The organism is Mucilaginibacter litoreus, from assembly GCF_042676805.1.
GTDB classification, from domain to species: Bacteria; Bacteroidota; Bacteroidia; order Sphingobacteriales; family Sphingobacteriaceae; genus Mucilaginibacter; species Mucilaginibacter litoreus.
This window is the reverse complement of sequence record NZ_JBHTHZ010000002.1, coordinates 553,927-576,837: the sequence shown is the minus strand read 5'-3', so window position 1 is coordinate 576,837 and position 22,911 is coordinate 553,927. Positions and strand designations below refer to the sequence as shown.

The 22,911-nt window shown below is 42.6% G+C and carries 21 protein-coding genes and 1 other RNA gene; 11 read left to right on the top strand and 11 right to left on the bottom strand.

Annotated features, from left to right (window positions below):
- Positions 1–129 precede the first annotated feature (129 nt).
- Together ACFQZX_RS05845 and ACFQZX_RS05840 are read right to left on the bottom strand one after the other, a co-directional pair.
- Positions 130–1,329 carry a pyridoxal phosphate-dependent aminotransferase gene (locus tag ACFQZX_RS05845; protein ID WP_377112477.1) on the bottom strand — a complete coding sequence of 400 codons (1,200 nt, stop codon included), beginning with the start codon at positions 1,327–1,329 and terminating at the stop codon, positions 130–132.
- 113 nt (positions 1,330–1,442) lie between these two features.
- Positions 1,443–1,844: a DUF1573 domain-containing protein gene (locus ACFQZX_RS05840; RefSeq protein WP_377112475.1), complete on the bottom strand. Its 402-nt coding sequence runs from the start codon at positions 1,842–1,844 to the stop codon at positions 1,443–1,445.
- 137 nt (positions 1,845–1,981) lie between these two features.
- On the opposite strand from ACFQZX_RS05840, the gene ACFQZX_RS05835 reads away from it, so the two are divergent.
- The 3 genes from ACFQZX_RS05835 (at position 1,982) to ACFQZX_RS05825 (ending at position 6,340) form a co-directional block, all read left to right on the top strand.
- Positions 1,982–4,414, top strand: coding sequence for an alpha-ketoacid dehydrogenase subunit alpha/beta (locus ACFQZX_RS05835; protein WP_377112473.1), 2,433 nt, complete (start codon positions 1,982–1,984; stop codon positions 4,412–4,414).
- Between the two features lie 357 nt (positions 4,415–4,771).
- Positions 4,772–5,350: a nitroreductase family protein gene (locus ACFQZX_RS05830; protein ID WP_377112471.1), complete on the top strand. Its 579-nt coding sequence runs from the start codon at positions 4,772–4,774 to the stop codon at positions 5,348–5,350.
- Between the two features lie 174 nt (positions 5,351–5,524).
- A complete protein-coding gene (locus ACFQZX_RS05825; protein WP_377112468.1) occupies positions 5,525–6,340 on the top strand; it encodes a murein L,D-transpeptidase catalytic domain family protein in 816 nt (271 codons plus the stop codon).
- 64 nt (positions 6,341–6,404) lie between these two features.
- Here ACFQZX_RS05825 and ACFQZX_RS05820 read toward each other — a convergent pair whose 3' ends face one another.
- Complete coding sequence (locus ACFQZX_RS05820; RefSeq protein WP_377112466.1) at positions 6,405–6,896, bottom strand: hypothetical protein; 492 nt, start codon at positions 6,894–6,896, stop codon at positions 6,405–6,407.
- A 296-nt stretch (positions 6,897–7,192) separates the two neighbouring features.
- On the opposite strand from ACFQZX_RS05820, the gene ssrA reads away from it, so the two are divergent.
- Positions 7,193–7,561: a transfer-messenger RNA gene (ssrA, locus tag ACFQZX_RS05815) on the top strand.
- A gap of 218 nt (positions 7,562–7,779) precedes the next feature.
- Here the strand turns inward: ssrA and ACFQZX_RS05810 are convergent.
- Both ACFQZX_RS05810 and ACFQZX_RS05805 read right to left on the bottom strand, forming a co-directional pair.
- A complete protein-coding gene (locus ACFQZX_RS05810) occupies positions 7,780–8,070 on the bottom strand; it encodes a hypothetical protein (RefSeq protein ID WP_377112464.1) in 291 nt (96 codons plus the stop codon).
- A gap of 285 nt (positions 8,071–8,355) precedes the next feature.
- Positions 8,356–8,880, bottom strand: a complete 525-nt coding sequence (locus ACFQZX_RS05805) for a GNAT family N-acetyltransferase (protein WP_377112462.1) — start codon at positions 8,878–8,880, stop codon at positions 8,356–8,358.
- A 142-nt stretch (positions 8,881–9,022) separates the two neighbouring features.
- Here ACFQZX_RS05805 and ACFQZX_RS05800 point away from each other — a divergent pair, with 142 nt between their 5' ends.
- Both ACFQZX_RS05800 and ACFQZX_RS05795 read left to right on the top strand, forming a co-directional pair.
- The gene (locus ACFQZX_RS05800; RefSeq protein WP_377112460.1) at positions 9,023–9,595 is read left to right on the top strand and encodes a Crp/Fnr family transcriptional regulator; all 573 of its coding nucleotides are present in this window, start codon (positions 9,023–9,025) and stop codon (positions 9,593–9,595) included.
- Between the two features lie 73 nt (positions 9,596–9,668).
- Positions 9,669–10,391: an SDR family oxidoreductase gene (locus ACFQZX_RS05795; RefSeq protein ID WP_377112457.1), complete on the top strand. Its 723-nt coding sequence runs from the start codon at positions 9,669–9,671 to the stop codon at positions 10,389–10,391.
- A gap of 157 nt (positions 10,392–10,548) precedes the next feature.
- Here ACFQZX_RS05795 and ACFQZX_RS05790 read toward each other — a convergent pair whose 3' ends face one another.
- On the bottom strand, positions 10,549–10,986 hold the full coding sequence (locus tag ACFQZX_RS05790; RefSeq protein WP_377112455.1) for a DUF5655 domain-containing protein: 438 nt from the start codon (positions 10,984–10,986) through the stop codon (positions 10,549–10,551).
- Positions 10,987–11,094: 108 nt separating this feature from the next.
- Between ACFQZX_RS05790 and ACFQZX_RS05785 the strand changes: the two genes are divergently transcribed.
- The 3 genes from ACFQZX_RS05785 (at position 11,095) to ACFQZX_RS05775 (ending at position 11,667) form a co-directional block, all read left to right on the top strand.
- Positions 11,095–11,256 (top strand): DUF3606 domain-containing protein, encoded by a 162-nt coding sequence (locus ACFQZX_RS05785; RefSeq protein WP_377112452.1) that lies wholly within the window; start codon positions 11,095–11,097, stop codon positions 11,254–11,256.
- 63 nt (positions 11,257–11,319) lie between these two features.
- Positions 11,320–11,541, top strand: coding sequence for a hypothetical protein (locus ACFQZX_RS05780; protein WP_377112449.1), 222 nt, complete (start codon positions 11,320–11,322; stop codon positions 11,539–11,541).
- Between the two features lie 3 nt (positions 11,542–11,544).
- Positions 11,545–11,667 (top strand): endonuclease/exonuclease/phosphatase family protein, encoded by a 123-nt coding sequence (locus ACFQZX_RS05775; RefSeq protein ID WP_377112446.1) that lies wholly within the window; start codon positions 11,545–11,547, stop codon positions 11,665–11,667.
- A gap of 17 nt (positions 11,668–11,684) precedes the next feature.
- Here the strand turns inward: ACFQZX_RS05775 and ACFQZX_RS05770 are convergent, their stop codons facing one another.
- From ACFQZX_RS05770 to ACFQZX_RS05755, 4 genes are all read right to left on the bottom strand, one after another.
- Entirely contained in the window at positions 11,685–12,047 is a 363-nt protein-coding gene (locus ACFQZX_RS05770) for a nuclear transport factor 2 family protein (protein ID WP_377112444.1), read from the bottom strand.
- 193 nt (positions 12,048–12,240) lie between these two features.
- Positions 12,241–13,785 (bottom strand): RagB/SusD family nutrient uptake outer membrane protein, encoded by a 1,545-nt coding sequence (locus ACFQZX_RS05765; RefSeq protein WP_377112441.1) that lies wholly within the window; start codon positions 13,783–13,785, stop codon positions 12,241–12,243.
- Positions 13,786–13,807: 22 nt separating this feature from the next.
- Positions 13,808–16,891, bottom strand: a complete 3,084-nt coding sequence (locus tag ACFQZX_RS05760) for a SusC/RagA family TonB-linked outer membrane protein (RefSeq protein ID WP_377112438.1) — start codon at positions 16,889–16,891, stop codon at positions 13,808–13,810.
- Between the two features lie 469 nt (positions 16,892–17,360).
- Positions 17,361–18,257, bottom strand: coding sequence for a helix-turn-helix domain-containing protein (locus ACFQZX_RS05755; RefSeq protein WP_377112435.1), 897 nt, complete (start codon positions 18,255–18,257; stop codon positions 17,361–17,363).
- 329 nt (positions 18,258–18,586) lie between these two features.
- Between ACFQZX_RS05755 and ACFQZX_RS05750 the strand changes: the two genes are divergently transcribed.
- Together ACFQZX_RS05750 and ACFQZX_RS05745 are read left to right on the top strand one after the other, a co-directional pair.
- On the top strand, positions 18,587–19,426 hold the full coding sequence (locus ACFQZX_RS05750; RefSeq protein ID WP_377112433.1) for a phytanoyl-CoA dioxygenase family protein: 840 nt from the start codon (positions 18,587–18,589) through the stop codon (positions 19,424–19,426).
- Between the two features lie 200 nt (positions 19,427–19,626).
- Positions 19,627–20,403, top strand: a complete 777-nt coding sequence (locus ACFQZX_RS05745; protein ID WP_377112430.1) for a hypothetical protein — start codon at positions 19,627–19,629, stop codon at positions 20,401–20,403.
- On the opposite strand, the gene ACFQZX_RS05740 is transcribed toward ACFQZX_RS05745, so the two are convergent.
- The gene (locus ACFQZX_RS05740) at positions 20,365–22,875 is read right to left on the bottom strand and encodes an alpha-L-rhamnosidase-related protein (RefSeq protein ID WP_377112428.1); all 2,511 of its coding nucleotides are present in this window, start codon (positions 22,873–22,875) and stop codon (positions 20,365–20,367) included. The two genes, ACFQZX_RS05745 and ACFQZX_RS05740, sit on opposite strands and share 39 nt — an antisense overlap.
- Positions 22,876–22,911: the final 36 nt, after the last annotated feature.

Genomic DNA, 22,911 nt, shown 5'->3' with positions numbered 1-22,911 from the left:
CCATCCCGAAAAGAATAAAGCAAGCTGACACGGTCCAGCCTTACTGTTAACTAACCCAATCCAAACAAAAAGAGGCCGCCTCATAATGACTTATGAGACGGCCTCGTTTTTTTTATTTTGAGTCATATATCATATAGTCCTGCCGGGATATTGTTTAAGTGCTTCGGCAAGGCATTCCATAGCGTTTTTCAAATCGGCGTTGTTAAGTACATAAGCCATACGTACCTCATTTTTACCTGCCCCGGACGTACTATAAAAGCCTGTAGCAGGGGCCATCATAACGGTTTGGTTGTTATAACTAAAGCTTTCCAGCATCCATCTGCAAAATTCATCAGCATCATCAATAGGTAATTTGGCTACTACATAAAAAGCTCCGCCAGGGTTAGGGCAATATACCCCATCCATTGCGTTAAGCGCATTGACAAGGGTATCGCGGCGTTGAGTATATTCCTTGCTTACAGCGTCAAAGTATTCGTCAGGTGTATCTACTGCCGCCTCTCCTGCAATTTGTTCAACCATCCCCGGCGACAAGCGTGCCTGCGCGAATTTTAACCCGGCCGCGATAACCTCTCTATTTTTGGTAATCAGGCAACCCAGGCGTGCACCGCAAGCACTATAGCGTTTGCTTACAGTATCCATTACCACCACATTATCTTCCAGTCCGCTTAAATGCATAGGCGATATAAAGCTGCGGCCATCGTAACAAAATTCCCGGTAGGCTTCGTCGCTGAACAGGTACAGATCATATTTAAGGCAAAGTTCCTTCAGCGCTTCCAGTTCTTCGCGCGAATAAAGATACCCTGTAGGGTTATTAGGGTTGCAAATAATAATCGCTTTTGTTTTTGATGTGATCACCTTTTCAAACTCGCTGATAGGCGGCAAAGCAAACCCGTTATCAATGTAAGACAGTATCGGTTTAACCACTACATCGGTTTGATTGGCGAAGCCATTATAGTTAGCGTAAAAAGGTTCGGGGATAATCACTTCATCGCCCTCATCAAGGCAGGTCATCATCGCGATAGTTATCGCTTCAGACCCACCTGTAGTAACAATGATATTTTCAGGAGTAATACCGTAGCCTAACTTATTATAATATTCGGTAAGCTTTTTTCGGTAGCTCAGCGTTCCTTCAGACGGGGTGTAGGCCCAAACCTTAAAATCAATATTTTTAATGGCATTAAGCATGCCTTCGGGAGTTTCTATATCAGGCTGGCCAATATTAAGATGATACACTTTTTTACCATCCGTCTTGGCTTTATCAGCAAAAGGGGTTAACTTACGTATAGGTGAAGCAGGCATTTGCTGCCCTTTGTGCGAAATTTTTGGCATGCCGCAAAATTAGCAAAAGCTTTTAAATGTAAACCTTTTGTCAGTACATGTTTACATAACAAAAAAGGCACCGCGTGATGCGATGCCTTGGTATCTTAAGTTAAGTATCAGTATTATTTACTGCTTACTGCCGGCTTGGCAACTACTTCACCCACAATATTTAAATATTTGGTAGGTGTTTTTGCATTTGAAGTAACCACAATGGTTTTGTTAAATGCAGAAGCTACTGCAGCATTATAGGTAATTTTGATAGTACCCTTTGCACCTTTTAAAACCGGAGTTTTAGTATAGTCGGCAATAGTACAACCGCATGTAGGTTTAACCTCGGTCAAAATCAGTGGCTGTACGCCAACATTGGTAAATTCAAATACCGTGGTTACAGGTGTACCCTGAGGAATTTTGCCGAAATCGTGCTTTTCCTCATTGAATTTGAACTCTGGTTTTTGATCATCCTGGGCTGATGCATTGAAGGCAAAACCTAAAACCACCGCAAATAATAATATCAATTTTTTCATAATTATTCTTTTGAATCTTACAAAGATAAAAGGTTTAACATAATATAAAAACTTATGTAAAATCTAACTGTTTTACAATTACCAATTGCCGAAACAGAATAGAATTTCCTACTTTTACCAACTAAACAGAATAAAATATGCCTAAAACTGCAATATATACCTCTGCCATTTATAACAATGCCGAGCTCAGTTTTGACGATTTTAAACAAATCGTCATCAACGATTATCGCATTGGTTATGAGAGCAGACAAGCCAGTTTAATTGGCAGGCGCGAAGTGCTTACCGGCAAAGCCAAATTCGGTATTTTTGGCGATGGTAAGGAAGTTGCACAACTGGCCATGGCTAAGGTATTTATGAAAGGCGATTGGCGCGCAGGCTATTACCGCGACCAAACCTTTATGTTTGCCACCGGGATGAGCAACCTTAAAGAGTTTTTTGCTCAGCTATATGCACATCCTGATATTGAAAAAGATCCTGCATCGGGCGGGCGACAGATGAATTGCCATTATGCAACCCGGTTTGTTGATGCCAACGGCAACTGGACCAACCAGGCCGAAACAATGAACTGCGCTGCCGACATATCTACCACTGGCGGCCACATGCCAAGGCTTTTGGGCCTGGCTTACGCCTCTAAACTTTACAGGCAGAACAAAGAGCTTGAATACCTCAAACAATTTTCAATCAACGGGAATGAAGTTGCCTTTGGCACCATTGGCAACGGATCAACTTCAGAAGGCTTATTTTTTGAGACCTTTAATGCTGCTGGTGTATTACAGGTTCCTATGGCCATATCTATATGGGATGATGCCTACGCTATTTCGGTACCGGCAAGTTTACAAACTACAAAAGAGGATATTTCTGAAGTTTTGCGGGGCTTTCAGCGAGACGAAAATGGAAAGGGATATGAGATATTTAAGGTTCGCGGGTGGGACTATGTAGCGCTTTGCGAAACCTATGAGCGCGCTATAAAACTTTGCCGTGAAGAGCACGTACCTGTATTGATACATGTTATAGAAATGACGCAGCCTCAGGGCCACTCCACCTCTGGCTCTCATGAGCGTTATAAATCTAAAGACAGGCTGACCTGGGAAGAAGAGCATGATTGCCTTTTACAGATGCGTAAGTGGATGATCCAATCGGCTATAATTACCGATGAGGAAGCTGATGCGCTTGAAGCTGAGGCTAAAAAGCATGTACGCAACAGCCAGCGCGAGGCCTGGGCCGAACTTGAGAACGAAATTAAGGCAGAAATAGCTGAAGTGACCGGCCTGATAGAAGGTGTTGCCCAAATTTCTTCGAGCCGCGAAGAATTGCAGGCACTTATCTCCGGCCTGCAAACCTGCGTAGACCCGGGGCGAAGGGATACCAACGGTACCGCCCGCAAAGTGTTGCGCTTAACCGTTAACGAAACGTCTGAACCACGCAAGGCCTTAGTTAACTGGCTTAAAAACGAAACTGAGAGAAATAGCATACGTTATAATTCCAAACTATTCACCAATACGCCTAAGTCACCTTTATATGTGCCGGTAATTGCACCTGAGTATGCAGAAGATGCTAAAATGCTGGATGGCCGCGAAGTGCTTAATGCCTGCTTTGATGCCAATTTTGAGCGCGATAAAAGCATTGTTGCATTTGGTGAGGATGTTGGCGCCATAGGCGACGTTAACCAGGGCTTTGCCGGTTTACAAAGCAAATATGGCAATTTACGTATTACAGATACCGGTATACGCGAGGCTACTATTATAGGCCAGGGCATGGGGCTTGCTATGCGTGGCCTAAGGCCAATTGCAGAGATACAATACCTGGATTATTTGTTGTATGCGATCACCGTTCTTAGTGATGACCTGGCAAGTTTGAGCTACCGTACAAATGGCGGCCAACGTGCACCAGTTATTGTGCGCACACGCGGCCACCGGTTAGAGGGCATCTGGCATTCCGGTTCTCCCCTTGGTTATATATTAAATATTTTGCGTGGTATGCATATCTGCGTTCCGCGGGATATGACACAGGCTGCCGGTATGTACAACACTTTATTACGAGGCGACGAACCGGCTTTAGTGATTGAATGCCTTAACGGATACCGGTTAAAAGAAAAATTACCCGCTAACGTTGGGGAATTTACAGTACCGCTGGGTAAGGCCGAGGTAATAAAACAAGGAACAGACATTACTGTGGTTAGCTATGGATCCACTCTGCGTGTGGTAATGGAAGCCGCACATGAACTGGAAAATATGGGCATCAATATCGAAGTTGTAGACCCTCAAACCCTCTACCCTTTTGATACTGACAACATCTGTGGGCAATCGCTGCAAAAAACCAATAAGCTTTTAGTAGTTGATGAGGACTTACCAGGCGGTGGTTCGGCCTATATCTTGCAAAAGATAATTGAGGCGCAAAATGGATATTACTTGCTTGATGCGCAACCTAAAACTTTATCTGCGGCAGAACATCGCCCACCATACGGCTCAGACGGCGACTATTTCAGTAAACCATCTGTTGATGATGTAATAGAGGCCGTTTATAAGATCATGAATGAAGCCAACCCCGCAAATTATCCTGATTTATTTTAGATCAACTTAATAACAATACGTGCTTTATCTAATAGGTAAAGCAGGTATTGTTATCAATTTAATGCCGCAAGTCCGGTTTCAAAAAGTTATTTTTCTGAAGGTTTTTAAACTACAAATAATGCCTGAATCAACATTGAAATCTTCAGATAGTTAATATTCAAAGGCCGCGTATAAAAAGTGGTGGTTTCCAATTTCGCTTTTTAAATAAACAACTACTATGCAGGTTTAATTTTTTGGGCTTTGACAGGTATACTGTATTATTATATCAGTTACATGCCATTAGGTGTAATTAAATAATATTCACTTATAATCCCTCTTAATTTTCTAATTTCGCCCCTACTAAAAAAGAATAACCTTATGGATAATATATTTTCCACCATTGCAAACGTTGTTAAAACACGCCGTACTATAAAACCATCTACCATGAACGGCAACAAAATACCTAACGGGCATATAGCTTCAGTATTGGAACTTGCCGACTGGGCACCTAATCATGGTAATACGGAACCATGGCGATTTATTGTTTTTGAAGAACCATCTCAGTACTGTATACAACACGCCGAACTTTATAAAGCTGCTAATCCGGGCGATAGCTTCAACCCTACGGTATATAATAATCTGAGCAACCAGGCTAATAAAGCTTCTCACGTAGTAATTGCCTATCAAAAACGTGGCGATTTGCCTAAAATACCTGTTTTTGAAGAGGTTGTAGCTACCTCATGCGCTATTCAGAACCTTCTGTTAGGCGCAACAGCTTTAAACATCGGCGCCTTTTGGAGCACAGGTGGTATGGTATTGAAACCAGCATTTGCTGAGCATTTTGGTTTAGGTGCAGAAGACAGCGTACTGGGTGTTTTATTCTTGGGATATACGGATGAACAGCCCGAAGGTAAACGCAAAACTCCGCTTGAAGAAAAGATTATCTGGAACAAATAAACCGCACTTTCAGTTTTAACCTTTCAGCAATAAATTGTCATTAAAGTAGTAAATTAGACTTTGATGACAATTTATTTTCATTTTCAGCGTATATTTGTTGTACTCACAACAAGATAGGCAACCTAAGTCCTGTATAACCCTTTATTTAAACTAAACGATTAAACTGGATAAAGTATGAGAAGAAGTCACTTGAGGTGGATTGTAGGCATGTTAATGTTATTTTGTGTAATTATTATCAGTTGGAAACCTGCAAACACTGTAAAAACTAACATTTATAAAACAACTGCCAAAGCAGTTTTACCCCATTCATCAGGAACCAAAGAGGCTTTTGCCCAATATATTGCCAATATTTATAATACGGCAAATCTTGAGCAATCAGGCCTGGATTTATCAGTATTTCAAAAGGCGGTTACCGGTTATTTAAATCTTAAATTAAATAACAGGTTGCTTAGCAGCAATTATATTACTGTTGTAGATTTTACAAAATCCAGCCGTACCAAAAGGATGTGGGTTATTGATGTATTGAATAAGGCTCTGGTATTAAACACGTGGGTTGCCCATGGACAGGGTAGCGGCGGAGATATGGCTGATAAATTCTCGAACAATAATGAGTCGCATCAAAGCAGTTTAGGTTTCTATCTGACCGACGATGTTTATTTTGGTAAACATGGCCGTTCTTTACGCTTAAACGGGCTTGATGCCGGTGTAAATAGCGCCGCCCGTGCCAGGGGGATTGTGATACATGCTGCTGATTATGTATGTCAGAATACTATCAACCAGTTAGGGCGTTTGGGTAGAAGCTTTGGCTGCCCTGCAGTAACTCCAGAATTATCGGACAAGATCATAAATACGATAAAAGGCGGCTCTGTGTTATTTATAAACGGTAACGACAATAAATATAGCTCGAAACTGTTAGACGAAAGTGCCCCAGGTAACTTTATCGCCTCTACCGTTACAAGTACCGACTCTGTAGCGACAGAGAAATTATAACTCTATTAAAACTTTATACATTAAATGTCCGGCTTAACTTGCCGGGCATTTTTTTTTAATATTCTTATCTGAAGTGATCTATCGAAGCTTTTACAGTTGTTTCTGAACGGTTTCCATTTTCATCTGTGTGATATAATTTCCCATCTATTTCAGCCACTATCCTATCGTTATTCAGCGACTTAACTTTTACAATGCCAGTAGCATATTGAACTTCATCATTTTCATAAAAATAGCTATTCCAATAACCGGTTACATTGTTTTGCATTGCCCTAACACTTACGTTATCGCCAAAGTTGTACGTACCGGGGCCTTTGTAATCGCCAAGCTGTACATCTATAAAACCGTTTACAGAGGTACCATCAATATGCTCTAAGGCGATGTAAAGGTTATTACCGCTTTCGCCGAGCTCAAAAGTTGCAACACCGTCTGTTTGATCAAAATTACTGTATGAAAAAGTAACTTTATTATTATCCGGTTCGGGTAAACTACCTGTATTGTCTTTACTGCACGATGCCAGTGCTATGGTGCTAATGATTAGTAAAATAATTTTTTTCATTTTCTTAAGTGCTGGATTATGGCGCAAAAAAAGTTAGAAGGCTGCATGTAAGCAATGCACGTCGGCTCAATTGTATAAAATAGCTTTAAACTACAATGGTTAACCGATGAACTACAACATGCTGTAAAATTGACAGCTTATAGTCTATTCTGGCCGATTCATCTACGATATCGTACTCATTTAGCTTTTGGTAAGAATATTGTTATATGATTATGACACCATGGTAAACATGAGCTATTAAAGCGTATATTTGTGGCCGTTTAACTTTATACTGGCATATTCAGCAACAAATAATTGGGGTCGACCGGAATTGACAGGATGGAGATAAATAGGTAAGCATGCAGCGCGTTGGGTGAATTAGCGCTTAAATCTGAACGCTCAAACTTATAAATGGCGAAAATAACTACGCCTTAGCTGCCTAATTTAGAATTAGCATAGCTTTTGTCCCGTCGGTTTTCTGTTCTGTTGAACCGGCATATGGGGCATCGAAAAACGGAACTGGCCTGCTTTAGGTGCGATAAGCGGGCGAGATAAAGCACCTACGGAAACGGGTACAGGTAAGCGACTGACCTTCCCTTTCCCGACAATTAAACAGAAGCTAAGCATGTAGAAAGCTTATCTTATACCATGTTTGGACGAGGGTTCGAATCCCTCCGGCTCCACGAAGAGGGCGATTTTAATCTAAAATCGCCCTTTTTTACTTTCCTCAGTTTGATTTTTGGTCATTTTAAAAACAATTCAAATAAAAATGTTAAACAGTTGTTAAACATTTTCTCTTACTGCAATTAAAAGTTCAATTGTTTCATGCCAGGTCGTTTGTAAAAAATAGCCATTATTCAAAATCATTATAGGAGGTAATTACTATTTTATCAATGCTCCATATTCAATTGTTCCAGCTTACGCTTGGCAGTTTCGTTTTTAGGATTTTGAGAAAGGCTTTTTTATAGATTTCAAGCGCTTCATTCTTTTGATTAAGGCTGGCAGCAGGATCTTCAAGGTTACTTCCATGTTTGAGCATTGCTGTATAGACAGTGCCTTCACTTTCCTGCACCGCTTTCACGAACTGCTCATGGTTCAGGCCGAGGGGCAAGTTGATGTAATACCTGGCTGCTGTTTTGGGATCGCGTTTCTTGTCAGCCCTGGTGCTGACGGCATGCATGGTGTGTCCGCCCAAGTAGGCTATAATACTTAAGGCGTGTTACTTGTCAGATGCCTTTGCGCGATAGTCGCTACAGCACGATGCCCTTTAAATCCCCAGTATATCAAAATCAATAAATCCGGCATGCATGTAAAGCTGTACGATGTGGTCATCTTAATCGCGCTCAGTCAGAAAAGTTCCCGACCAGGCGATTTCGCTTTTTCATTTTCGGAAAGGATGTTGAAATCATCGACGGTCAGCACGCTTCAAAGATAAGTAAAGTGATGAAATCACTGGCAATAGCACTTTTTGATTTGAGAATTATGACTTGATATTTAATACCATTTGTTTCTCTGTAAAATAGCTGTTTTTCCACTTAATGGCGTTCACTTCAACCCCAAAGGTTTTAAAGCCGAACTTTTCATACAGACCCGTAGCGATCGCATTATCGGCAACAACAGTCAGGTTAATTTGCTCAATGTCGGGAATCAATCGTACACGCCTTAATAACTCTTCAATCAACAGATTGGCAATTCCTCGTTTCCGGAAGTTTCCATCTACATACATCCTGAACAAAATTCCTTTGTGCCTGAGTTTTTCTCTGTCCGAACCATCCCTGACGAAACTTACCACACCTACTATACGGTCATTAATAAATGCTCCTAATGTGAAGCTATCGGCGTAGCCTTTGCTTGGAAAAGGACTATGCAAATCATCATCCGGCGATATCCGAAAATTATTTTCATCAGCTATTAGTCCGGACCTAAAAAAGGCTTTGTATTCCTCGCCTCTGTCTGATTGTATTTCCTGTATATTGATTTTCTCCATTTTTGGTTGCACTTCCATTTACAACAAATATCAAATTATAAAATATTTGCCTTTTGTTTGTCCAAATATGCTAATATTTCAGCATGACCAGCCATTCCCCATCAGGCACCACCCTTAACACAAGGAGCAGTTATTTACAGTATATATTACTTTTGCATCTATGACATCTACACTGTTTACCTTCCTGCAGCAATACCGGCCCATCCCGGCAGCCGATGAAGCATTGATTGAAGCAGCTACCGAACATCGCTTTTATAAAAAGGGCGAAGTACTTTTCGAAGCCGGAAAAATTTGTCGTGAATTGTTCCTGGTGTGCAGCGGTATTTTGCGCATCATGATAATCAATGAAGCAGGAAATGAGGTCACTTACTTTTTTGTTCGCGAAGGCCGCCTTTGTTCTATCTTGAACAGTTTTAACAATGGCACAATTGCCAAAGAAAATATCTTAGCGGTTAACAATGTCGAAGTGATTGTATTAAAGCGCGCAAAACTTGATCAACTATTTGAAAAATTGCCTTACTTAAAAACCCTCATCAATCAAATCACTCAGCAGGCATTGCTGGATAAGATTGCAGTAAGAAATGAATATATGGGGCTGGATGCTGCATCCCGATATAAAACTTTCATGGCCCAACAGCCTGAAATTGCCAGGGAAGTTCCGTTGAGTGACATCGCTTCCTACCTGGAGATCACGCCTCAATCACTCAGTCGCATCAGAAAAAATATACGCTGAAGCATTTTTTACCATTTGTTAAGTGTTGCCGCCTTTTGCTTCCTGAATTTTGCTTCTCTAAAAGCAAATACACATGGAAAATTTAAAAGGAAAGAAAGTGGTCATTTTAGGCGGAAGCGCTGGCATAGGATTTTCAACGGCCAAAGCCGCTGCCGAGGATGGAGCTGAAGTTATTATTGTAGCCAGTAACCGCGACCGCTTGAAGAGCGCACTTAGCGAATTACCCGCCAGTGCGCGCAGCTTGACTGTCGATCTGGCCAACGAACAAGAGATAGCCGCTTTGTTTGCTGACATTGGCCAGTTTGATCACCTGGTGTTCACAGCCGGGGAAGCTTTACAATTGGGTAATATCGTCGATACTGATATTGATGGCGCCAAGCAATTCTTCACAGTGCGTTACTGGGGTGCTTTTTCAGCGGTGAAATATGCAGCAGGTCATATCAGGGCAGGTGGTTCTATCACAGTATCTGGCGGGTCCGCCGCCAGACGCCCCGGTGCAGGCTGGGCTTTGGGAGCAAGTATCTGCGCGGCAATGGAAGGCTTTACCCGCGCCATGGCGGTTGAGCTGGCACCAATCCGTGTAAATATCGTTGTGCCGGGATTGGTAAGGACTGGTTTGTGGTCTAACATGAGTACGGAAGAACAAAATGACCTGTTCAACCACTTTTCTGAAAAGTTACCGGTGAAGTTTGTTGCCGGGCCGGATGACATTGCGTCTACCTACCTGCACCTGATGAAGCAACGGTACTGTACCGGACAAACCGTCGTTGTTGATGGTGGGTATGTTTTGGTATAGCCATTCCTATGCTTCGGAGCTTTACTGCAAACCATGCACAATTAGAAAATGCCGCCTCATGCTGTAAGGGTGAGACGGCTTTGGCATAAGGTCACTATTTCGTTTCTTATAACCGTGTTCATCCCCATCCGAGAATTTTCATGTATTTATAACACCGCTATTGTTTTTCAGCATCCTGACCAGCAAGTTTTTTTCGCATCAATTCGTAAGAATCACGGATGTTAACAAATAAGCCCGGTCTGATATCTTCGGTGGAAGCGACGCGGATATGGTTCTCGTATTTATTACCCGATTTAAAGCTTTTGATTACCGGCTTTTCCGGATATGGAGCAGCTGAATAAAATTTAATATCCAGCCATTTTTTCATCGGACGTATGATCAGAAAACCCACTCTCCGTGTAAAAACGATGCAATTTGGCGTTACACCCACCAGCACTTTATCCCAATCTGCCACTTCCGCCAGTATCTTATCAAACGCTAAAACCAATTCCGGTGAACGGCCCTCAAATAAGCTGTCAAGGCTGACCCGCTGGCAATAATGGCGGTAATCCTTCCAGGGCAACTCCCGATCACACTTTGGGCACGTCCAACTCATTGTTTATAATATGTTTTTATCAAACAGCAAAAGAAAGCTCGTGTTTGAGCGTTGTAAAACCTCTTGGAATAAATTTTGTTAAATATTTACAAATCAAATCATCTACTTATGAGCACAAGAGGAAGTAAAGTGGAAAGAAATTCGGTATCGAATCAGCCACACGAGATTAAATATGAGGCGCATAAAGAAGGTACCAACCAGCAGGCGGTAAAAGACGCGAAAAAATCAGCGGGTAACCAACGCAGTGCCATCGAAAAAAAGATCAAATAGTTTAAAAGTTAAACAAGCGCGAAACCCCGTTTAGCGGGGCTTTCGTATCTAACATCAATCATCATGAGCAGCGCCTTTGTTAAAGAAAGCGAGAATGAGCAGTTAAAAGACGTCGCTCCTAATATGGCCTCCCTCCTATTGTTTCTAAAAAGGGAGAACGGCGGTTTGGTGCGGGAATTGCATACCCGGTTCAGTGAGAAACATCAGAAAGAAGTGCATGAAATGAGCGATGGCTTGGGCTATATGCTCAACGACCAAAACCAGTGGCAGGTGATCTTAGACTAAACGATGAAGATCGCCACTTACAATATCAACGGGATCAACGGCAGGTTGGACTATTTGCTGCGTTGGCTTAAGGAAGCCGATCCGGATATTGTTTTTTTACAGGAACTCAAAACGGAAAAACCATAAATTTCCTGAAGCCCAGCTCAAAGACCTTGCCAGTCATAAAGTGGGGCGGTCGTGGCATATTCGCGTAGATAGGCTATTTTGCCATCATGCAACTTTGCGATTGTTGCACCATCAAACGTGTTTTCTTTCCCTCGCCAACTGTAATGGAATGTCCAATCTGCGATCTGAACATCACCCATAGATCGTAGCTCATGGATTGTCCAATCAAGAACGCGGCCGTCCTCAGCCAGCCACGTTGATACCCATTGTGCGATAACATCATGCCCGCGGTAGACCGGCCCAAAGCTCTCGATAACAATGCAATCAGGTGTGAGAACTTCAAGAATTGCGGCAGCGTCGTGATTACGCCAGCCGGCTACATATTGCTCTAATGCTGTCATAGGTAGGTTATCTTACCTGACAAATTTACTGTAATTCTTTAATAGACCACCATGTACATCATTTACTTTATCATCAATACAAAAGGGTTGCTCTCTCGCTTGGGAGCAACCCTTTATAAATATGCGCGTTTACTACTTTTTTAGAAAGCAGAATCCGCGCCGGAGGCTTCTAAACACCTTTGACTGCAGTTATCTAATAACCGGGGTTCTGTGTTAGCTGATTATTGATCTGAATCTCCCTGAAAGGAATAGCATAAATCAACCGGTCCTGGGTAACATCAAATGTGCTTGGAAGTAGCCAGCCGTTCAAAGCTTTAAGCCGTTGTCCTTTCGCTTTAAGCACATCTATCGCCATGCCATTACGTATCAGATCGGTCCATCTGTGATTTTCAAAAGCAAGTTCGTGTCGCATCTCATTAGCAACATTTTCTTTTGTAGCAGTTGAGAGTGCCGCCAAACCTGCTCTTGCCCTTACCTGATTGAGGTATGGAAGCGCTTCGGCTGCTTTACCTTCTGCAACAAGACATTCCGCAAGCAGCAGTAACGCACCAGAATAACGATAAACAGGGAAGTTATCATCGGTGTTCCATTCCACCTGATATGGCGGGTGGAGATATTTTTTTACAAAATAGTAATAAGTTACGCCCGTGGCAGGTGTGTAACCCACCGGGCTTTTAACTGCTGTTGGCGTTAGGATCTCACTTGCAAGTGTACCTTCAACTACGCCTATGGATGCGGGTAAACGCTTGTCGCCACTTTCATAAGAGTCAACCATCTCTTGGGTAGGAACGTTCCATCCCCCACTTCGCAAACTCCCCCCACCGTTGCCAACATTGATACCGATGAGCATTTGCGCGCTGCTGGTTTTGGGTATAAAGCGCCAGGCAAAATCGCTTTGCTGCCCATCGTTACCCATTTTATACTGAACCTCAAAAATAGATTCCTGGCTATTTTTTTTGCTCGGATCAAACACACTTGCATAATCCGGCAATAGCGAGTAGTTCATTTTTGTAATATCAATAAGTGCTGCCTCTGCTTTTGGGTACTCACGGTTAGGCTCAGACATATAAGCATAGGCGAGCAGCATTTTAGCTGCGCCCTGCGTTGCGCGCCCGCTTTGCGGAAACGTTTTGGCTATAGGTAAATCGGGTATGGCAGCTGTCAGATCAGTGATGATTTGTTTGTATACCTGGTCGGCGCTGCTTCTCGGTAAAAAAGCGCCATCAACATCGGTTACCTGTTCAAGCTGCAGCGGCACACCGCCGTAATGAGTTACCAGGTCATAATAATAAAACGCACGTAAAAACAGGGCTTCACCGGAAATCTGTTCCTTTTCTTCCTGCGTTAAAGATGACTTCTGCAGTTGTGTCAGTATAGTATTAACCGCTGCGATACCCGAATAGGCGTTTCCGTAACGGTTTCCAGGAGAGTTAAGCTCCTGGCTGGTTGTGCTGTTATCGATAAATGTAGCGAATGCTTCTGTGCTGACACCTGTTCCACGGTCTGCAGAATAGAAAGTGAAAAAAGTATTGTCAGATCGCATCTCATCCATGTAGATGCCCATGGTTGCTACACCTCTAAGGTAAGTATACGCACCAGTAAGTGCCTGATTAAACTGAACCGCATCTTTATAAAAAGAGCCCGAGCTTAACTGCGTTTGCGGCACCAGATTAAGGGTATCCTTTTTGCAGGACGCCAATGCCAGAATCAAAAATGTAGTATATATCGTCTTTTTCATTATCTGATAAATTAATTTGTAATTAAAATCCGGCGTTAAAACCAACTGAAATCGTACGCGGCACCGGATAGCTCGTCCAGTCCCTGCCCTGGTTAAGACCGTTTAATCCGGCATAACCAGCTTCGGGGTTCATACCGGGATACTTGGTGAAAATAAAGGCATTCTGAGCACTGAGATAAGCGCGGAAACTCTTGAAGTATTTATTTGATTTGACAGGTAAGGTATAGCCGAACGTAATATTTTTTATGGCAAGGTACGTACCGCTGAAAACCTGCCTGCTCGTAAAATTTCTAAAGTCTGCAGTGGTTCCTGTACGTGTCCTTGGGTAAATGCCATCACCTGGATCTGCTTCTGAACGCCAGCGGCGTGATACGCCTTTTAAAACATTGAATACGCCATCAAGGTTTTCGGTGGATTGAATGGCGTCGTCTGCAATATCATTGCCTACAGTACCTGCAGCCGTTATACTCAGATCAAAATCTTTGTAGGTAAAGTTGTTTGTCAAACCGTAAATAAAGGTGGGGTTCGGGTTACCAATCCAGGTGCGGTCATAGCTGTCGATCTTGCCATCGGGGGTGCCGTTAGGGCCACTCACATCTTTAAAACGGGCAGTGCCCACCATTGAGGTAGCACCATGCGGCTGGCTGTCAAACTCTTGCTGGGTCATGTAAACGCCGGTGTTGATGTACCCATAAAACATACCGATAGGTTGGCCAACAGCGGTCCGGTTATCGTCCCAGTATTCGTTGTAACCGCCGATAGGTGCGTCGTTGGTGCCTAACTTTTTAACAATATTCCTGTCAAAAGATATATTAAAATTAGTATTCCATTTTAGCGTTCCGGTCAAATTGCTGGTTGAAACGGTGAACTCATGACCCCAGAAATCAAAACGGCCAATGTTAGAAGTTATGGAATTATACCCCGATTGTACCGGGATGTCTATAGCGTAAAGCAATCCGTCCGTCTTTTTCCAGTAATAATCATAGGTAAAAGACAGCCGGTTATTGAACATCGCCAAGTCTAAACCGAAGTCATAGCTGGTGCTGGTTTCCCAGGTAAGGTTATTGTTGCCTATGCCACTCAGCAGTTTACCCGGCGTAACCGCGTAACCAAACACGTAGTTGCTTGTATTTATTGAAGCCAGATAGTTATAATCACCAATGTTGTTATTTCCTACTTTACCATAACTTCCACGCAGTTTAAGAAAGTTGAGTGGCTTTACATCTTTTAAAAACTCTTCGTCCGATAATACCCAACCGGCAGAAACAGAAGGAAAATCACCATATTTATTATTGGTCCCAAAACGGGAAGACCCATCCCTGCTATAAGCAACTTCAAACAGGTACTTTTCATTATAATTATAATTCAAGCGTCCAACAAAACGCAATAATGACCACTCACTCGCACCTACGTTGCCTAACCTTGTGGTTGCTGCAGAAATCCAGGAGATATTGTCGTCCGGGAACTGACTGCCATTGATCACGCTATTTTCGGACGAGTATTTCTGAATTGTATACCCTGCGAGTGCTTCCAGATTATGATTTCCGAATGACTTTTTGTAGTTAACCGTATTTTCGTTAAGCCAGGATACAAAACTGCCGGTGGAGTAACTTCCGGTTGCAGGTCTTGGAGGAGCCGCACCAAGCCCTCCCTGGGCAGTAGAGGGCGTAAACTGACGGTTCTTAGTATTATCCGTATTAACGTTGATAGTAGATTTCAACTTCAGGCCGGGGAAAGGTGTTAATTCCACAAAGCCATTAGCCAATACCCGTGCGGCAGCTGTTTTATTTATTCTTTGGGTTACAACAAGGTAATAGTTGGGGTTAGGAAACATACCAGGTTGACTGAAGGAAATGGGGTAAGTACCGTCAGGATTTTTGTAATTCAACGTAGGATCCATCAAATACGCGTTTGCAATAATGTTACGGCCGTTATCAAGCCCCGGAACCACCTGGTTATTGCCATAAGAAAGTTCCACGTTTGCTCCAAGGCTAAATTTATCTGATGGTGTATAAATATTATTTGACCTGATAGTATACCGCTGATCGGATGAATTCAGGATCACACCTTCCTGTTTACTATAGCTGGCATTTACAACTGCTTTATAATCTTTGGTACCATTGGAAAAATTGATATTGTAGGACTGTGTAGGTGCATTGCGAAGCAATATCTTGAACCAGTCTGTCCCCTTTTGTCCTGCGTACTGCTCGGGATGTGCATAAACTTCTGGCACGCCGCCGGTATAACCTTCATATTTAGCAGCATCCTCAAAGTATTCTTTCTTGTATTGTGCAAATTCCTGTGCGTTCATCAGATCAGGGCGACCGCGGTCGGGCACGGATTGCACGCCATAGTAGCCACTGAAGGTTAGGCTCTTCTGGCCCACCTTTGCCTGCCTGGTTGTTACCAGGATGACGCCGTTAGCAGCCCTCGATCCGTAAAGCGCAGCTGCCGACGCGTCCTTCAGGACTGAAATATTTTCTATTTCGTCTGGGCTTAGCGTTTGCAGGCCGCTTTGCGAAGGGAAGCCATCTATAACAATCAGTGGATTATTGCCGGCATTGATTGATGCAGAACCACGAATACGAAAACTCATCTCTGCACCCGGAGTACCTGAGTTGTTGTTGATCTGAACACCCGCTAACCTGCCTTGCAGCCTTTGTCCGATGTTGGGCACTGGCATATCTTTTAGTTCAGAGGCTTTTACCTGGGCTATGGCCCCTGTCACTTCGCGCTTGCTTTGTGTTCCGTAACTTACAACAACCACCTCCTTAAGCCCTTGAGCCGACGATGCCAGGCGGATATTCAGTGAAGCATTATCTCCTACAATAATTGTAGCTGTGTTGTATCCGATGTAAGAAAAAACCAGCGTACTGCCTTTTGTAGCATTAATAGTAAACTTACCGTTTACGTCGGTTTGTGTACCTATGGTAGTGCCTTTAACGATTACAGAAACACCCGGGATGGTAGCAGAAGTGGTTGAGTCGCGCACTACGCCGCTGATAGGTGTTTGGGCATGACTAATGTTTGCGGAGAATGCGGTAATCAGCATCGTAAGAAGCAGTCCGCATTTCCAGTGTTTTAGTAGTAAAAAGTTTACTTTCATAAATTAAGGGATTAAATGGTTTAAAAAAGGCATAGTTATTCACTGTCAGTTAATGACTTGAAATTTTTAAGCGGTAAAAGCTGCCGTTAGTTACCTGCAGTGTTTAGCGCATTGCTGTTCAGCCGCTATCAGAACGGACCTGTGTGCCCGCACCACTGCCAATGTTTAAGACACCTCTGTGGCCGTTATATAGCACGCTTGAAATTCCTGTGATAGGTTTCATGTTGCAGTAAGTTTTATAATTCGCCCTTATGCTAAACAGAAGGCAAGATTTAATAATGGTTAAATCAAAGTTATCGAAGAGGGCTGTTCAGCGGAATGTCTGATTTGGACATTTATTTGCGCATTTTGACAAATCGATGTCAAATTATTTAACCTGATGGGCAGGTTAGTCAGCAGGTGGCGCTAATTATTTTTAGCAATAAATACCGAGCAGCAATATATTTGATTAGTTAATACTGAAACTATGCTACTGGTTCGCTGATTCCTGTTCAGCGTTTTTACGGTACAAAAGAGGTGAAATTCCTTTTTTTTTCTTGAATAACTTAGAAAAGTAAAAAACCGATTCAAAGCCGGTTTGATCAGCAATCTCTGAAATATTTAAAATTGTCGTCGTAAGCAAATATTGTGCACGCTCCAAACGCAAACTAAGATGATATTGATTTGGCGAAACTCCGGTAAGGTTTTTAAAAGCTTTCCTGAACATAGAATAGCTCATAGCTACCTCCTTTGCTACAGCTTCCATATCCATCGGTCCGTCCAGGTATTCCTGCATAATAAATTTTGCTTTCGTTATCAACCTGCCTACAGGGTCATCAGCAAGTTCATGATGCATAGCTGTATTATTAACCAGGCCCAGTATCTGCATAGTAATTCCTGCTATTTGCTGAGGGTAGCCAACCAAAGACGCCTGCGTACATTCGATAAGGGCCCTGAATAGAATAAGAACGTCTTTATTCAAGCCGAGATAGACAAACGGGGCATCAGCATTAAAAAAACCGCTTTGCATCAATTGCTGCGCATAAACACCATTAAAACCTACCCAATATTCTTCCCATCCAACATTAGGGTCTGGTTTATAGCGGTGCAAAACGCCGGGATATAAAAAAAAACAAGTACCTTCTATGAGTTCAGCAGGCGCGGTGAGTGCTGAGCCGTAAACACCTTTTCCCTTTGATATGAACACCACATAGTAATCATGCAAAATCCTCCCCCTGTTCCAGGTTAGGTGATGGCTACTGGGATGTTCCTGGTTGGGATAATTGTCGTGCGGATCAACTTTTGAGTATCCTACTGTGGTGACATACATCCCCCATCTTTCTTCTACTGAAGTTATGTTGAGATACTTAAAAAAGTTCTTTTTCAATGCCTTACTTTAAAATACTGATCTTATCAGAAACTACTAACCAATGGTTTATAACACATCCTCTAAATTAACGGTTATATACCATCCTTTTATTTCGTTTTGTATTTCATTTTTGTACTTTTTGACATTTAACTCGATTATTAATAGGAAGAAGCATTACAGTGACGCTGCAGTTTTTCGATCAAAGCAAAATATATAGAGTGATAATTACTTCATTGTAATGTTTGCTATTTATCAAAAGGGATAAAAGATAGTTGTTTTTTGAAAAAAGGGTCTATCATGTTATTGTTTAGGTTTGCTACGCTACTATAACATCCTAAACAAGATATATGAATACATCCATCAATCAGGCACAAATCGATTTCTATCAGGAAAATGGTTTTGTAGTTATCGAAGACTTTCTTGATCCCGAAGAACTTGACCAATGGCGTGACACCGTGATGAAGGCTATTGCTCAGCGTAAAGGACTAAAAATACCAGGAAAGGCAGGAAAGGTTGGCGAGGATGATGGAATAAATAACGACGCGGAATACTTCAGTAAAGTTTTTGATCAGATGATCAATCTGTGGCAAACGGACGATAGCGTAAAGGAGCTGATGTTTAACCCGGCAATCGGTCAAATGGCGGCCAGGTTAGCCGGTGTAGACGGAATCAGAATATGGCATGACCAGGCCCTATTCAAAAAACCATGGGCCAACCCTACCTCATGGCACCTGGATACTCCTTTCTGGTCATTCTCGGATCGGAAAGCATTATCTATCTGGATAGCGCTGGATGATGCTACATTGGAAAACGGATGTTTATTTTTTGTGCCGGGATCCCATAAACTCACTGGGTTTGAGAACCCGGGAATTGGAAAGAACATGGATTCGATTTTTGAATACTATCCTAATATGCGGCATATGCCCTCGGTAGCGGCAACCATGAAGGCGGGTAGCTGCTCATTTCATAACGGCCTCACTATTCATGGAGCGAATGCCAATATGACTTCAGGGTTCAGAAGGGCTATGACCTGTGCTTATATGCCTGATGGTAATACGTACAACGGCATTCAAAATATTTTGACAGATGAGCAAGTTCATGCATTGAACATAGGGGATTTACTTAATAACGAGCAACAAACGCCGCTTATCTATAGCCAAAGCAGCAGAGTTAGCAGATTTACTTAAGCTCTGCCCCCGGTTCAAAACAACTATCAGCAGCATCTTTCTCCGTTTTTAGTTGGTTAATAATAGCCGGTTGCGTTTCTTAACGCACCGGTTTATTTTTTAAATCAAAACATGGGTCTTCTTGAGATAATTCTTTTGCAACAGATGTGGAAATAAAAATTTTAAGCCCATTGTGGGGTCATGAACATATGCCCCTTTTTTTGTTTCTGGAAAAAATCAGACAGTATGCTTTTGATGGAATTGATACCTGGATTCCTGAAAACAAAAAAGATAAAGTACTGCTGTTTGATTACTTGCAACGGCATGAGATGCCCATAATTGCTCATCAGCATCAGGCTCATGGCGAAACCTTTGACGAGTTTAAATTATCATTCCTTAAAAGTTTAAAAGAATGTGCTGAGCCACAACCACTGCTAATCAACTCGCATACGGGCCGTGACTGGTTTACGCTCGACCAGCAAATACAACTAATTGACATTGCAACTAATTTTTCGGTCAAAACAGGTATACAGGTGGTTCACGAAACTCACCGCGGGCGAATCGGCTATTCGCCGCAGATGTCACAAATACTTTTCAACAAACGGAAAGATTACCATATCACCGCGGATTTTTCCCACTGGACATGTGTAACGGAAAGTATGCTGAATGATTTTGGACCTATAGTAGAAGAGGCTATTACCAGAACGCGGCATGTGCATGCACGAATAGGTTATGAAAACGGCCCACAGGTTCCAGACCCAAGGGCACCCGAATGGCAATATGCTTTTGAATCTTTCTTGGGATGGTGGGACCGCATTGTAGCTATAAATAAAGCAACCGGGCAACCCCTTTTGACATTTACAACCGAATTTGGCCCGCCACCGTACATGCCAATAATTCCATTTACTAAAACACAAACGGCCGACCAGTTCCAGGTCAATTGCTTTATGAAAGACTTCTTACGGAAACGTTATACTGACCCGATCTTTTGTGGCTGATGGCTTTCTGATTAAAGTAATATGACCTTTCTCATCACTTTCAATTGTACTGATTTGTTTATGATTGATTGACACCTTGTATGTTGTGTGCGGCCGTAATTGCATAATATGGCATGTAACCGGCCGCTTGTACCCATTTTGATAAATGATATTGAAAGTCTTTGTTTGATCGGTCCAGGTGTCAACAGTAGCTTGTAACTTTCCGGCGCCGCTTATCTGCATATCAGGCTGTTCATGGTTATCATTAAAATAACTAAGTACATTGCCGTTCACAGCAAAGCCGAAACGGGTTTTGGACCGCAATTCCACTCTTCCGTTTGATACAGCATATTCTTCTTTGTCAAGGCTGATTTCGAGTAACTGTTCATGATAACGATACTTTAGCCTGCTTCCCGTTAGTTCAGATGTCAAATGTGGATCAATCAACAATCGGTTATACAGCGGGTTCACTCCATACAAAGACTGGTACAAACCTACTATCGCTAGGCTGTTACCTGATAAGATGTCGTCCCCCTTGCCAGACTGATCCTTTCTGCTGTAACGCTGAAATGCCAACCCGTCTTTTCCATACTGGTTCAAAACATTTCTCACATACTTCAAGGCAATTTCAGGACGATATTTGGCATAAGCGGCGACACCGATTGATCCCCATGAAAGAAACAGATCTCCATTTTCGTAATTCGGGAAAGGCAACTGGTCCTTCCGAAGTTCGCCCGGCTCGTATGATGTCATAGTAAGCGGCCAGAAAAAAAGGTTCTCCTGCTGCATTTGGCGTTCAATAGCATCCAGGATTTGCCCTTTCCTATCCTGCTGATCGCAAATCCCATAAGCTATGGCCATAAAATTCACCGGTGTAACCATATTACGCCCATGTATGGCACCTTTGTTATCTCTCCAATGAACATAACATTTGTTCTGCTCGTCCCAAAACCCTCCCTGATCAGTTGGTTTGTTAAAACTTGATTTGAGCCGTATGGCTAAACCGGCATACGTTTTTGCTTTTACCTGGTCGCCAAGTATACTTTCAACAGCAGCCCATTTCTTTAATGCATAGTATAATTTGGCGTTAACAAAGGCATTTTCATATGATGCCCATACAATATCTATCCAATCACTGCTTTTACGTTCGTCCTGATTACCGTTCATCATTTCTACCAAGCCATTATGGTTCTCGTCTCGTCTGAGTATCCAATCCAGCACTTTTTCACAAGCCTGTTGCTGGCCACGTACCCATCTCCTATCCCCGGTCAGGTCAAAAAGATCGGCAACATTACTTACATAATCAGGGTTGGAATCCATTAGCGTTCCCCATTGCGCTTCGTAAAACCCATATTCATTATACTGCCCTGGTGCAGCATCTTCATTTGTATAAGCCCAACGCGAATAAACCCTGCCATCCTGTTTTATCGCATGATCACGATAAAAGTCCAGGCAGGCCTTGTATCCGTTAAGGTACCGGGGGTCGTTAATGCCTAAACCAAGTTGTGCGATGTACTGTTCGTGGAGGCAAATAGGGCCATAAGGAGTTGCCCAACTATTGCCGCCGTAATGCAGAGAGTCGATCACGCCGATACGTGCTATAGTGTTTAAAACTGCACCTACCTGAGCACCGTTTACTCCGGCTAATTTTCCGCGATCATCTCGCTGCGCGGTGTTTACATAAGCAAAAGTTATGGTAAGATTGGTTGCGCCTGTGGCAACAACAGGAGCCCAAACAGGCGCCTCGCCCCTTACAAACAGCCGCCTTTGGGTGCCCTTATCCATTAGCGGAACAATTTGCTGGCGGGATACAGCGATACTATAAGCCAACCGGTCTTCTTTAGTCCGTTTATAGGTCATCGCTACTTCATTACCTGGAGAACTGACGCTGATATTCAATCCGTTGGGATCGCCATTCCTCCAAAAGCTGGATGATTTAGAATGTACGCCATAGCTGGATGGCTTCTCATTAAAAAGATAAAACCAAGCCAGGCCGCCATATCCCTGAAAGGCACCATCCCATGTTTTAATACTTGTGAAATTGATAACCGGTGCAGCACTTATGTCGATAGAAGCCTGGTCAGAAAACTTCCGTGCGATTTTCCACTCCAAACTATTGCCTTTTTTTTGAAAGGTCCAGGTTTCTGAAACGGTCAGTTCCTTATCGCCGTAAATAATATTTTTGATTACAATATTGTTTTTTGTTTGATTACAAGAAGGCTTTTGAAGCAGATGCAGCGATGTGAATTTTTTACCCTCATGGCTAATAGCAGTATACATACCATCCGGTGCGTCAATTACTTTCCTTCCGTTAACATACATTGCCACAACACTTGCTTTATTGTTACAGTTGAGTACGATCTTAATCTTTCCATTGTCTATAACCTGAAAGTAATTGGTTCCGGCAATTGCCGGCACAGACAAGCATATCAGGCACAGATTCATTGAAAATAGCAAAATGAATTGGATGAGGATGGCTTTGGTTTTAATCATTTCATTAAATTAGATCAATTGGTATAATGCGGTTAA